We start from the raw sequence: 11169 nt of genomic DNA, 5'->3' as shown, positions 1-11169 counted from the left end.
CCTCCACGCCGCTGCGCCCGGAGGTGAACGCCCACGCCGCGGCGGCCGCGAGCACCGCCACCGCCGCGGCCACCGCGGCGTGGGCGTTCACCTCCGGGCGCAGCGGCGTGGAGGCGGCCCCCGGCGCCGGCGACCCGGCGTGCGCGCGGCTGCTGCGGGCGCTGCCGGTGGAGCTGGACGGCGCCGCGCGCACGCCGCAGGGAGCGGCGGGAGTGGCGGCCTGGGACGGGGACCGGGTGGTGCTGCGCTGCGGCGCGGCGGTGCTGGGGCCGACGACGAAGCCGTGCCTGCCGGTGGGCCCGGACGAGGCGACGACGGTGGACTGGGTGCAGGACGCCCGCGGCGAGCGCGCCGTGCGCTTCCTCACCTACGGGCGCGACCCGGCGGTGGAGGTGACGGTGCGCTTCGAGGACGGGCTGGGCCCGGCGGACGCCACGGCCGCGCTGGTGGACCTGGCCGGCGCGGTGGCGGCCATCCCGCAGACCCGCAGCTGCGCGTGAGCGCGCCCGGGGGTGCCGGGCGCGCTCAGCGCAGGCCGGTGGGCCGGCGCAGGGCCAGCTGCAGCAGGTGGTCGACCAGCTGCGGGTAGTCCAGGCCGCTGGCCGCCCACGCGCGCGGGAACATCGAGTGCGGGGTGAACCCGGGCATCGTGTTGATCTCGTTGACGACGACGCCGTCCTCGCCGCGCGCGGGGTCGACGAAGAGGTCCACCCGGGCCAGGCCCTCGGCGCCCATCGCCTCGAACACGCGCGCGGCGGTGCGGCGCACGGCGGCCTCGACGTCGGCGGGCAGGTCCGCCGGGCAGGTCAGGCGCACGTTGGCGGAGTCGAGGTACTTGGCCTCGAAGTCGTAGAAGTCGTGGCCGCCGACGACCTCGACCTCGCCGGGCACGCTGGTGAGCGGTTCACCGCCCTCGGGGTCCTCCAGCACGCCGCACTCCACCTCGCGCCCGGGCACGGCGGCCTCGACGACGACCTTGGGGTCGTGGGCGGCGGCGGCGGCGACGGCGGCGGCGAGGTGCTCGGGGGCGTCGACCCGGCTGATGCCGATGCTGGAGCCGGCGCGGGCGGGCTTGACGAAGACGGGGTAGCCCAGGGCGTCGACCTCGGCGCGGCAGGCGGCCTCGTCGGCGGCCCACCGGGCGGCGCGGAAGCTGGTCCAGGGGCCCACGCGCAGCCCGGCGCCCTGCAGGAGCACCTTCATGACCTGCTTGTCCATGCCGGCGGCGGAGGCGAGCACGCCGGAGCCGACGTAGCGGGTGTCGGACAGCTCCAGCAGGCCCTGCAGGGTGCCGTCCTCGCCGAAGGGGCCGTGCAGCAGCGGCAGCACGACGTCCACGCGCTGCAGCGCGGCCACGCCCGAGGGCGGCTCGTCGAGGGCGCGCAGCGCCCCCTCGGAGGCCTGCGCGCCGGGGGCCGCGCCCTCGGGGCCCTCCTGCACGAGCGCGACGCGGGTGCCGGCGGAGGGCACCTCGGGCAGCTTGCCGTCGGCGAGGGCGAAGAGGGACGGGTCGTCGGGCACGAGCACCCACCGCCCGGAGCGGGTGATGCCGACGGGGACGACCTCGTAGCGCTCGCGGTCGATGGCCGCGAGCACGCCGGCCGCGGTCACGCAGCTGATGGCGTGCTCGGAGGAACGGCCGCCGAAGAGGACGGCGACGCGCGGCTTGGCGCTGACCTGGGTGCTCATCGGCGGGCACCCTACCGGCGGTGTGGTTGGGTGCGTCCGTGCCTGCGAACGACGCGCCGACCCCCGGCTCCCCCGACCTGACCCGCGAGCTGTCCCCCGAGACCCTGGCCGTGGTGGCCGGCCGCCCGCCGCGCGCGGCGGGCAGCGAGCTGAACACCCCCGTGTCCCTGAGCGCCACCTACGTGGGCGGCGGCTCGATGGGCGAGGGCGGCCTGGGCTACGGCCGCTTCGGCAACCCCACGTGGTCGGCGCTGGAGAGCGCGCTGGGCGCGCTGGAGGGCGGTTCGGCGCGCACGTTCGCCTCGGGGATGGCGGCGGTGGCCGCGGCGCTGCACCTGGTGCCGGCCGAGGCGACGGTGCTGGTGCCGCACGGGGCCTACAACGGCACCCACGCGGTGCTGGCGCTGCTGGCCGAGCAGGGCCGGGTGCGGGTGGGGCACGTGGACGTCACCGACGTGGCGGACGTGCGCGAGCGCCTGGCGGCGGTGGACGGGCCGGTGCTGCTGTGGCTGGAGTCGCCGACGAACCCGCTGCTGGAGGTGGCCGACCTGGCGGCGCTGGCGGCGGCCGGGCACGCGCGCGGGGCGCTGGTGGTGGTGGACAACACCTTCGCCACCCCGCTGCTGCAGCGGCCGCTGGACCTGGGCGCCGACGTCGTGGTGCACGCGGTGACGAAGTTCCTCTCGGGCCACTCCGACGTCGTGCTGGGCGCGCTGGTGACGCGCTCGGAGGAGCTGCTGGCGGCGGTGACGCGCCACCGCACCCTGCACGGGGCGATCCCGGGGCCGATGGAGGCCTTCCTGGCGCTGCGGGGCCTGCGCACGCTGCCGCTGCGCCTGGAGCGCGCCCAGCGCAGCGCGGCGGAGCTGGCGCTGCGCCTGCGCGAGCACCCGGCGGTGGCGCGGGTGCGCCACCCCTCGCTGCCGGAGGACCCCGGCCACGAGCTGGCGCGCGCGCAGATGCGCGGCTTCGGCGCGCTGGTCTCGATCGAGGTCGCCGGCGGGGCCGCGGCGGCCGACGCGGTCGTGGACGCGGTGCGCCTGTGGGTGCCGGCGACGTCCCTGGGCGGCGTGGAGTCGCTGATCGAGCGGCGGCGCCGGCACGCGGGCGAGCCGCGCGTGGTCCCCGAGGAGCTGCTGCGGCTGTCGGTGGGCGTGGAGGACCTGGAGGACCTGTGGGCGGACCTCTCGCGCGCGCTGGACGCCGCGGCGCGGCGGGCTTGACCCGCCCCCCGCGCCGGCCGTCGGGCCGGCGCGGGGGGCGGGCGCTCAGCAGCCCACGAGGCGGGCGGCCAGGTCCGGCGGCGCGGCCCCGGCGGTGACGGCCGCGGCCACCTGCTCGACCAGGGGCAGCGCCACGCCGGCGCGCTCGGCGCGGCGCAGCACCGCCGGCGCGGAGGTGACGCCCTCGACGGTGCCGCCGGCGGCGGCGAGGGCCTCGCGCAGGAGGGCGCCGCGGCCCAGGGCCAGGCCGGCGCGGTGGTTGCGCGAGAGCGGGGAGCCGCAGGTGGCCACGAGGTCGCCGACGCCGGCGAGCCCGGCGAAGGTGGCGGCCTCGGCGCCCAGCGCGAGGCCGAGGCGGGTGGTCTCGCCCAGGCCTCGGGTGAGGACGGCGGCGCGGGCGTTGGCGCCGTGCCCGGCACCCTCGGCGATGCCGACGGCCAGGGCGACGACGTTCTTGACGGCGCCGGCGACGTCGAGGCCGACGACGTCGCGGCTGGTCTCGGCGCGGAACGCCGGGGAGGTGCACGCGGCGGCCACCCGCCGGGCGACGTGCTCGTCGGCGCAGGCCACGACGGTGGCGGCGGGCTGGCGGCGGGCGATCTCGGCGGCGAGGTTGGGCCCGGAGACGGCCACGACGCGCTCGGGCCCGGCGCCGACGACCTCTGCGACGACCTCGGTGCCGAACAGCCCGCTCCCGGTCTCCACGCCCTTGGCCAGGCACACCAGCGGCACGGGCGGCAGCAGCGCGCGCCAGGCGCTCAGCCGCTCGCGCAGGCGCTGCAGCGGCACGGCGAGCACGACGAGGTCGGCTCCGTCGAGGGCCTCGGCCGCGTCGGCGGTGGCGTGCACGGAGCGGGGCAGGCGCACGTCGCCGAGGCGGGCGCTGTTGGTGCGGGCGGCGCGCACCTCGTCGGCGACCTCGGGGCGGCGCGCCCACAGGGCCACGCGGCAGCCGGCGTCGGCCAGGACGAGGGCGAAGGCGCTGCCCCAGGCGCCGGCACCGAGGACGGCGACACGCGGGGCGGTGGAGGGGGGGACGTCGGGCACCCGTGTCACGCTAGGCCAACCGTGACACGCCGCAGGACAGCGCTTGACCCGGTTTATCTCACATGTGAGATACGGTGGCGCGCATGGCAGTCTCCACCGAGCCGATGACCCCGCCCACCGGGGACCACCTCGCCCAGATCGGCACGCTCATCCGCGACGCGCGCAAGCACCGCGGCCTGACCCAGGTGCAGCTGGCCGAGCGCCTGGGCACCTCCCAGAGCGCCGTGCACCGCATGGAGCAGGGGCAGCAGAACGTCACGATCGACATGCTCCAGCGCGTCGGGCACGCGCTGCAGGACGACTTCGTCTCGATCGGCCGTCCCGCCCCCACGCACCTGCGCGTGCAGGGCGGCACCCAGCTCTCCGGCAGCATCGCGGTGAAGTCCAGCAAGAACGCCGGCGTGGCGCTGCTGTGCGCGGCGCTGCTCAACCGCGGCCGCACCACCCTGCGCGGGGTCGCGCGCATCCTGGAGATCCACCGCATCCTCGACGTGCTCGCCAGCATCGGCGTGCGCTACGAGTGGGTCGGCGAGGCCGACCTCGTGCTGGACGTGCCCGAGGCGCTGGACCTGGCGGCGATGGACTCCGAGACCGCCAAGCGCACCCGCAGCATCATCATGATGCTGGGCCCGCTGCTGCACCGGTACGACGAGTTCCAGCTGCCCTACGCCGGCGGCTGCGACCTGGGCACCCGCACCGTCGAGCCGCACATGGTGGCGCTGCGCCCCTTCGGCCTGTCGGTGACGGCGACGACCGGGCACTACCACGCCACCGTGGACGACTCGGTGCGCCCGCGCCGCCCCATCGTCCTGACCGAGCGCGGCGACACCGTGACCGAGAACGCCCTCATGGCCGCCGCCCGCACCGACGGCGTCACCACGATCCGCAACGCCAGCCCGAACTACATGGTCCAGGACCTGTGCTTCTTCCTGGAGCAGCTGGGCGTGCGCATCGACGGCATCGGGACCACCACCCTCGTCGTGCACGGCGTGCCGGACATCTCCGTGGACGTGGACTACTCCCCCTCGGAGGACCCGGTCGAGGCGATGAGCCTGCTGACCGCGGCGATCGTCACCCACTCCGAGCTGACGGTGACCCGCGCGCCCATCGAGTTCCTCGAGATCGAGCTGGCGATCCTGGAGGAGATGGGCCTGCAGTACGACCTCTCGGAGGAGTACCGCGCCGCCAACGGCCGCACCCGCCTCGTCGACATCACGGTGCACCCCTCGCACCTGAAGGCGCCGATCGACAAGGTGCACCCGATGCCGTTCCCGGGGCTGAACATCGACAACCTGCCGTTCTTCGCGGTCATCGCGGCCAGCGCCGAGGGCTCGACGACCGTGCACGACTGGGTCTACGACAACCGCGCCATCTACCTCACCGAGCTGAACCGCCTCGGCGCGCGCGTGAAGCTGCTGGACCCGCACCGCGTCCTGGTGGAGGGCCCCACGCGCTGGTCGGGCGCGGAGGTGCTGTGCCCGCCGGCGCTGCGCCCGGCCGTCGTGGTGCTGCTGGCGATGCTGGCCGCCAAGGGCACCTCGGTGCTGCGCAACGTGGACATCATCGCCCGCGGGTACGAGCAGCTCGCCGAGCGGCTGACCCCGCTGGGCGCGCGGATCGAGACGTTCCGCGACTGAGGCCCGCCACGACGGCGGAGGCCCCCACCCGCGTCCCGGGTGGGGGCCTTCGCCGTCGTGCGGGGCGCCCGCGCGCGGGCGCCCTCGGGTGCGCTCCCGGCCCGCTGCGGGCAGACCCGCCTCAGGCCTTCTTCGCGGTGCGGCGCGCGGCCGTCTTGGCCGGTGCCGCGGCGCTCTTGGCGGCGGTGGTGCGCGCCGGGGCGGCCTTCTTGGCCGTCGTGGTGGCCGCGGCGCCGGCCGCCGGGCGGGTGGCGGTGCTCGCGCGGCCCGTCGTGGCGCGGGCGGTGGCGGTGGGGCTGGCGGCCTTGCGGGCCGTGGTGGTGCGCGCCGGCGCCTCGGCCGCCGCACCCGCCGCCGCCGGGGCGGCCTTCTTCGCCGGGGCCGCCGCCGCGCCGTTCTTCTCCTTCAGCGAGGCGCTGTACGCGCGCAGGGCCTTGGTGTCGGAGACGACCTCCTTGAAGGCGGTGCCGGGGCGGAACCGGGGCACCGAGGTCTTCTTGATCTTCACGGCCTCGCCGGTGCGCGGGTTGCGGCCGGTGCGGGCGTTGCGCGCCTGCTTCTCGAAGGTGCCGAAACCGCTGATGGCGACCTTCTCACCCTTGGCCACGGCCACGGTGATGGTCTCGACGATGGCCTCCACGGCCGTCGTCGCCTGCTTCCTGCCGCCCAGGCGCGCTTCCAGCGCCTCGACCAGCTCAGACTTGTTCACGGGGCCCTCCTCGGTGCGTCCGTCTCGTCCGTGACACGCTCGCGCGACACCTCGCGCGCGGCCGAGCGGGAGCCCGACGGGGGAAACGGTACGACTCGCGATCACCGCCGTCCACCAGACGCGCGGCGGTGAGCCGTTGCGGCACAAGCGACTCGGCCCCCGCGGGTGCCGGCGCCGCTGGGGCGCAGTCGGTTCCGCGCGGCCGCCCGGGAGCGCCGCGGCGCCGCACCGGGCCGGCCGGGGCCGCGCGCGGTGCCGGCGGAAGCGTTGCGCCGCAACGCCTCCACGCACGAGGGCCCCGCCCGGCGCTGCGGCGCAGCGCCGGGCGGGGCCCCGGGGGGTGCGCGCTCAGGAAGCGGCGCGCGCGGGCAGCGTGGTGGGCTTGAAGGAAGGCCGGTGCGCCTCGAAGTCGGTGATGGCGTCGGCGTGGCGCAGCGTCAGGCTGATGTCGTCCAGGCCCTCCATGAGGCGCCAGCGGACGTAGTCGTCGACCTCGAAGGGCGCGGTGAAGTCGTCCACCCGCACGACGCGCTCGACGAGGTCCACGGTGACCTCGGTGCCCGGGTGGGCCTCCAGGGCCTTCCAGATCAGGTCGATGTCGCCCTGCTCCACGACGGCCGCCAGCAGGCCCTGCTTGCCGGAGTTGCCGCGGAAGATGTCCCCGAAGCGCGGGGCGAGCACGGCCTTGAAGCCGTGGTCGCGCAGCGCCCACACGGCGTGCTCGCGGCTGGAGCCGGTGCCGAAGTCCTTGCCGGCCACGAGGACCGAGCCGGCGCGGTAGGGCTCCTGGTTCAGCACGAAGGAGGGGTCCCCGCGCCAGGCGGCGAACAGCGCGTCCTCGAAGCCGGTCTTGGTGACCCGCTTGAGGTACACGGCGGGGATGATCTGGTCGGTGTCGACGTCGGTGCGGCGCAGCGGGACGCCGACGCCGCGGTGGACGGTGAACTTCTCCACGGGGGTGCTCCTGGTGTCGTCGGGCGGGGCGGCGGCGCTCAGGCCAGCGCGCCGGCGGGCACGGACCGGCCGGGCAGCGGCTCGAGGTCGGCGGGCGAGGACAGGGTGCCGCGCACGGCGGTGGCGGCAGCCACCAGCGGGCTGACCAGGTGGGTGCGCCCGCCCTTGCCCTGCCGGCCCTCGAAGTTGCGGTTGGAGGTGGAGGCGCAGCGCTCGCCGGGGGCGAGCTGGTCCGGGTTCATCCCCAGGCACATGGAGCAGCCGGCGTGGCGCCAGTCGGCGCCGAACTCCTTGAAGACGGTGTCGATGCCCTCGGCCTCGGCCTGCAGCCGCACGCGCGCCGAACCGGGCACCACCATCACCCGCACGCCCTCGGCCTTGGTGCGCCCGCGCAGCACGTCCGCGGCCGCGCGCAGGTCCTCGATGCGGCTGTTGGTGCACGAGCCGATGAAGACGGTGTCGACGGCGATCTCGCGCATCGGCGTGCCGCCGGCCAGGCCCATGTACTCCAGGGCGCGCTCGACGGACTGGCGCTCGCCGTCCTCGCCGACCTCCTCGGGCACGGGCACCGAGCCGGACAGCGGCACGCCCTGGCCGGGGTTGGTCCCCCAGGTGACGAACGGCTCGAGCTCGTCGGCGTGCAGGACGACCTCGGCGTCGAAGACGGCGTCGTCGTCGGTGCGCAGGGTGCGCCAGTGCTCCACGGCGGCGTCCCAGTCGGCGCCGGTGGGGGCGTGCGGGCGGCCCTGGAGGTACTCGAAGGTCGTCTCGTCGGGGGCGACCATGCCGGCGCGGGCGCCGGCCTCGATGGACATGTTGCAGATGGTCATCCGCCCCTCCATGGACAGGGCGCGGATGGCCTCGCCGCGGTACTCCAGGACGTAGCCCTGCCCGCCGCCGGTGCCGATCCTGGCGATGACCGCGAGGATGACGTCCTTGGCCGTCGTGCCGGGCTTGAGGGTGCCGTCCACCGTGATGGCCATCGTCTTGAACGGCTTCAGCGGCAGCGTCTGGGTGGCCAGCACGTGCTCGACCTCGCTGGTGCCGATGCCCATGCCCAGCGAGCCGAACGCGCCGTGGGTGGAGGTGTGCGAGTCGCCGCACACGACCGTCATGCCCGGCTGGGTCAGGCCCAGCTGGGGCCCGACGACGTGCACGATGCCCTGCTCGGCGTCGCCCAGGGAGTGCAGGCGCACGCCGAACTCCGCGCAGTTGCGGCGCAGCGTCTCGATCTGGGTGCGCGAGGTCCTGTCGGCGATGGGCAGGTCGATGCCGGCGGTGGGGGTGTTGTGGTCCTCGGTGGCGATGGTCAGGTCCAGGCGGCGCACCCCGCGACCGGCCAGGCGCAGCCCGTCGAAGGCCTGCGGGCTGGTGACCTCGTGCACGAGGTGCAGGTCGATGTAGAGCAGGTCCGGCTCGCCGTCCTGCCCGCGCCGGACGACGTGCTCGTCCCAGACCTTCTGCGCCAGCGTGCGTCCCACGTCCGCTCTCCCTCCGTCCGCGCCGGGTGCCCGGCGCCTGGACGTCCATCGGTCCTTGCGTCTCAGTGCTTGAGACGCCAGTATCGCTTCGTGGACAAGAGTAGCGGAGTCGGCGTGCTCGACAAGGCCGTGCAGGTCCTGGCCGCCCTGGAGGCGGGCCCGGCCAGCCTGGCCCAGCTGGTGACGGCCACGGGCCTGGCCCGGCCCACCGCGCACCGCCTCGCCGTGGCCCTGGAGCACCACCGCCTCGTCGGGCGCGACCTGCAGGGCCGCTTCGTGCTCGGCGCCCGGCACGCCGAGCTGGCCGCCGCCGCCGGGGAGGACCGGCTCGTGGCGGTCGCCGGCCCGCTGCTGGGCGCCCTGCGCGACGCCACCGGCGAGAGCGCGCAGCTGTACCGCCGCCACGGCGAGCACCGCGTGTGCATCGCCGCCGCCGACCGCCCGCACGGCCTGCGCGACACCGTGCCCGTGGGCGCGTCCATGACGATGGCCGCCGGGTCGGCCGCGCAGGTGCTGCTCGCCTGGGACGACCCCGAGCGGCTGTCCGTGGAGCTGATGGGCGCCCGCTTCGACGCCGCCACCCTCTCCGGGGTGCGCCGTCGCGGCTGGGCCCACTCCAGCGGCGAGCGCGAACCGGGCCTGGCCTCGGTCAGCGCCCCCGTGCGCGGGCCGTCGGGGCGCGTGGTGGCCGCCGTGTCCGTCTCCGGGCCCGCCGAGCGCTTCGGGCGCCACCCCGGCCGGCGCCACGCCGACGCCGTGCTCGCCACCGCCGAGGCGTTCACCGCCGCCCTGCGCCCGGCGCAGGTGCCCGCGCAGCCCGCCGGCGCGCGCGGCTGAGGCCGGCCCCGCCGCGCCCGCCCTAGCGCGTCCAGGCCAGCAGCACCGGCTCCCGCTGCCCCGGCCAGGTGCCGGTGAGCGTGGCCGCCCCCGCCGGGGCGGAGGCGGTGCCGTCGAGCACGCGCACCACCCCGACCTCCAGCCCCTCGGCGGTGGCGGTGTCGACCACCCCCGCCGGCGCACCGCCCTGCCCGGCGCCGGTGCCGGGCGCACCGGCCCGCACCCGCACCGCCGGCGCGGGCAGCGGAGCGCCGTCGGGCCGCACGAGCGCGGCCTGCTGCGCACGGCCGCGGGCGACGGCGTCCAGGGCCCGCGCGTGCACCGGGTCGCCCAGCGCGTCGTACACCCAGCGGGGGCCGAGCACGGAGTGCTGCAAGGTGCCGGCCAGCCGGCGCTGCGCCCCGGGCAGCTCGGCGCCGCGGTAGGTCAGCGGCACCTGCAGCAGCGCGCCGGCGGCGCGCACCAGGTGCACCTCGACGCCCACCTCGCCGTCGGGGTCGTCGAAGCGGTAGGCGCCCACGTGCTCCAGGTCGCCGGCCGCGCCGGAGGGGCCGGTCGCCCCGGGCGGGCACCACGGCTGCGCGGGCAGCCACGCGGCGATCGTCTCGAGCTTGGAGGGGGTCAGCTGCGCCTGGTGGATGACGGCCACGCCGCGCACCCTAGGCGCTGGCGCCCTCGCGCGGGTGGTCGTGGGCCCCGCGCAGCCGCATCCGCTGGTCGGCGCGCTCGCGGCCGCGGGCCACCGGCACGCTGCGCGTGGCGGCCGCCAGGCCGAGGGGCGGGGTGTCGACGTAGACGGACTCGTGGTGCCCGGCGGGCACGGCGTAGGTCTCGTGCCAGATGCCGACGGCGCCGCGGGCGGCGCGGGCGCGGGCGTTGAAGCGCTGCCAGGCGCGCCGGTGCAGGCCGCCGTCGAGGTGGGCGTAGGCGTGCAGGGACTCCGCGTCGCGCCAGTACTGCACGACGAAGGGGCCGCCGGCGCCGAGGCAGGTGCGGGCACCGAGCGCACCGTGCTCGGGGTGGGCGGCCAGCTCGCGCAGCACCCCGGGCATGGCCAGCAGCACGGGCAGCCACGCCCGCACGCGCCACGGGGAGTTGATGCGCATGCCGATGAGGAAGACGACGACGTCGCCGTCGTGGGCGTGGGTGGTGCGGCCGGTGCGGACCATCGCGGGACCCCTCGGTGCAGTGGTTGGATAGTTCTGCTACCCAGCATTGGGTAGTGCAACTATCCAGTCAAGGGGTCCCCGTGCTCGTCTCCGCCCTGGCCGCCGCGAGCGGCGTGCCCGTCCCGACGATCAAGTACTACCTGCGCGAGGGGCTGCTGCACCCCGGCCGCGCCACCGGGGCCACGCGCGCGGAGTACGGCGAGGACCACGTGCGGCGCCTGCGCCTGGTGCGCGCCCTGGCCGAGGTCGGCGGCCTGCCGCTGGCGCGCGTGCGCGAGGTGGTGGCCGCCCTGGACGCCGAGACCCCCCTGCCCGTCGCGCTGGGCACCGCCCACGACGCGCTGGCCGCCCGCGCCGCCCCCGGCGCGGGCGCCGAGCTGGCCGCGGCGGTGATCGCCGACGCGGGCTGGCGGGTGGACGCCG

12 protein-coding genes are annotated in these 11169 nt (G+C 76.8%); 5 read left to right on the top strand and 7 right to left on the bottom strand.

What is annotated here, in order from left to right; genetic code table 11:
* The coding region (locus GTR00_RS05670; protein ID WP_205705149.1) for a DUF3515 family protein at positions 1–500 on the top strand (500 nt) is incomplete at its 5' end.
* Between the two features lie 25 nt (positions 501–525).
* Here GTR00_RS05670 and GTR00_RS05665 read toward each other — a convergent pair.
* A complete protein-coding gene (locus GTR00_RS05665) occupies positions 526–1689 on the bottom strand; it encodes a D-alanine--D-alanine ligase family protein (RefSeq protein WP_166610661.1) in 1164 nt (387 codons plus the stop codon).
* A 38-nt stretch (positions 1690–1727) separates the two neighbouring features.
* On the opposite strand from GTR00_RS05665, the gene GTR00_RS05660 reads away from it, so the two are divergent.
* Complete coding sequence (locus tag GTR00_RS05660; protein WP_323132237.1) at positions 1728–2912, top strand: trans-sulfuration enzyme family protein; 1185 nt, start codon at positions 1728–1730, stop codon at positions 2910–2912.
* A gap of 45 nt (positions 2913–2957) precedes the next feature.
* Here the strand turns inward: GTR00_RS05660 and GTR00_RS05655 are convergent, their stop codons facing one another.
* Positions 2958–3959 (bottom strand): NAD(P)H-dependent glycerol-3-phosphate dehydrogenase, encoded by a 1002-nt coding sequence (locus GTR00_RS05655; protein ID WP_166610660.1) that lies wholly within the window; start codon positions 3957–3959, stop codon positions 2958–2960.
* A 104-nt stretch (positions 3960–4063) separates the two neighbouring features.
* Here GTR00_RS05655 and GTR00_RS05650 point away from each other — a divergent pair, with 104 nt between their 5' ends.
* Positions 4064–5596 (top strand): helix-turn-helix domain-containing protein, encoded by a 1533-nt coding sequence (locus tag GTR00_RS05650; RefSeq protein WP_166610663.1) that lies wholly within the window; start codon positions 4064–4066, stop codon positions 5594–5596.
* A 121-nt stretch (positions 5597–5717) separates the two neighbouring features.
* Here GTR00_RS05650 and GTR00_RS05645 read toward each other — a convergent pair whose 3' ends face one another.
* From GTR00_RS05645 to leuC, 3 genes are all read right to left on the bottom strand, one after another.
* Complete coding sequence (locus GTR00_RS05645; RefSeq protein WP_166610659.1) at positions 5718–6305, bottom strand: HU family DNA-binding protein; 588 nt, start codon at positions 6303–6305, stop codon at positions 5718–5720.
* 348 nt (positions 6306–6653) lie between these two features.
* Entirely contained in the window at positions 6654–7259 is a 606-nt protein-coding gene (gene leuD, locus GTR00_RS05640) for a 3-isopropylmalate dehydratase small subunit (protein WP_166610658.1), read from the bottom strand.
* 38 nt (positions 7260–7297) lie between these two features.
* Positions 7298–8740: a 3-isopropylmalate dehydratase large subunit gene (leuC, locus tag GTR00_RS05635; protein ID WP_166610657.1), complete on the bottom strand. Its 1443-nt coding sequence runs from the start codon at positions 8738–8740 to the stop codon at positions 7298–7300.
* 90 nt (positions 8741–8830) lie between these two features.
* Between leuC and GTR00_RS05630 the strand changes: the two genes are divergently transcribed.
* Entirely contained in the window at positions 8831–9577 is a 747-nt protein-coding gene (locus GTR00_RS05630; protein ID WP_166610656.1) for an IclR family transcriptional regulator, read from the top strand.
* A 22-nt stretch (positions 9578–9599) separates the two neighbouring features.
* On the opposite strand, the gene GTR00_RS05625 is transcribed toward GTR00_RS05630, so the two are convergent.
* Together GTR00_RS05625 and GTR00_RS05620 are read right to left on the bottom strand one after the other, a co-directional pair.
* Positions 9600–10226 (bottom strand): maltokinase N-terminal cap-like domain-containing protein, encoded by a 627-nt coding sequence (locus tag GTR00_RS05625; RefSeq protein WP_166610655.1) that lies wholly within the window; start codon positions 10224–10226, stop codon positions 9600–9602.
* A 10-nt stretch (positions 10227–10236) separates the two neighbouring features.
* Positions 10237–10746, bottom strand: a complete 510-nt coding sequence (locus tag GTR00_RS05620) for a DUF4188 domain-containing protein (RefSeq protein WP_166610654.1) — start codon at positions 10744–10746, stop codon at positions 10237–10239.
* Positions 10747–10826: 80 nt separating this feature from the next.
* Here GTR00_RS05620 and GTR00_RS05615 point away from each other — a divergent pair.
* Positions 10827–11169: MerR family transcriptional regulator (locus GTR00_RS05615; protein WP_166610653.1), on the top strand; the 343-nt coding region annotated here is incomplete at its 3' end.

Source organism: Kineococcus indalonis, from assembly GCF_009906395.1.
In the GTDB taxonomy this organism is placed as follows: Bacteria; Actinomycetota; Actinomycetes; order Actinomycetales; family Kineococcaceae; genus Kineococcus; species Kineococcus indalonis.
This window is presented reverse-complemented; position numbering and strand designations above follow the sequence as displayed.

Bases quoted from the DNA above. Each gene is read 5' to 3' on its own strand.
- GTR00_RS05665 (WP_166610661.1), bottom strand. From the start codon at position 1,689: ATGAGCACCCAGGTCAGCGCCAAGCCGCGCGTCGCCGTCCTCTTCGGC.
- GTR00_RS05650 (WP_166610663.1), top strand. From the start codon at position 4,064: ATGACCCCGCCCACCGGGGACCACCTCGCCCAGATCGGCACGCTCATC.
- GTR00_RS05620 (WP_166610654.1), bottom strand. From the start codon at position 10,746: ATGGTCCGCACCGGCCGCACCACCCACGCCCACGACGGCGACGTCGTC.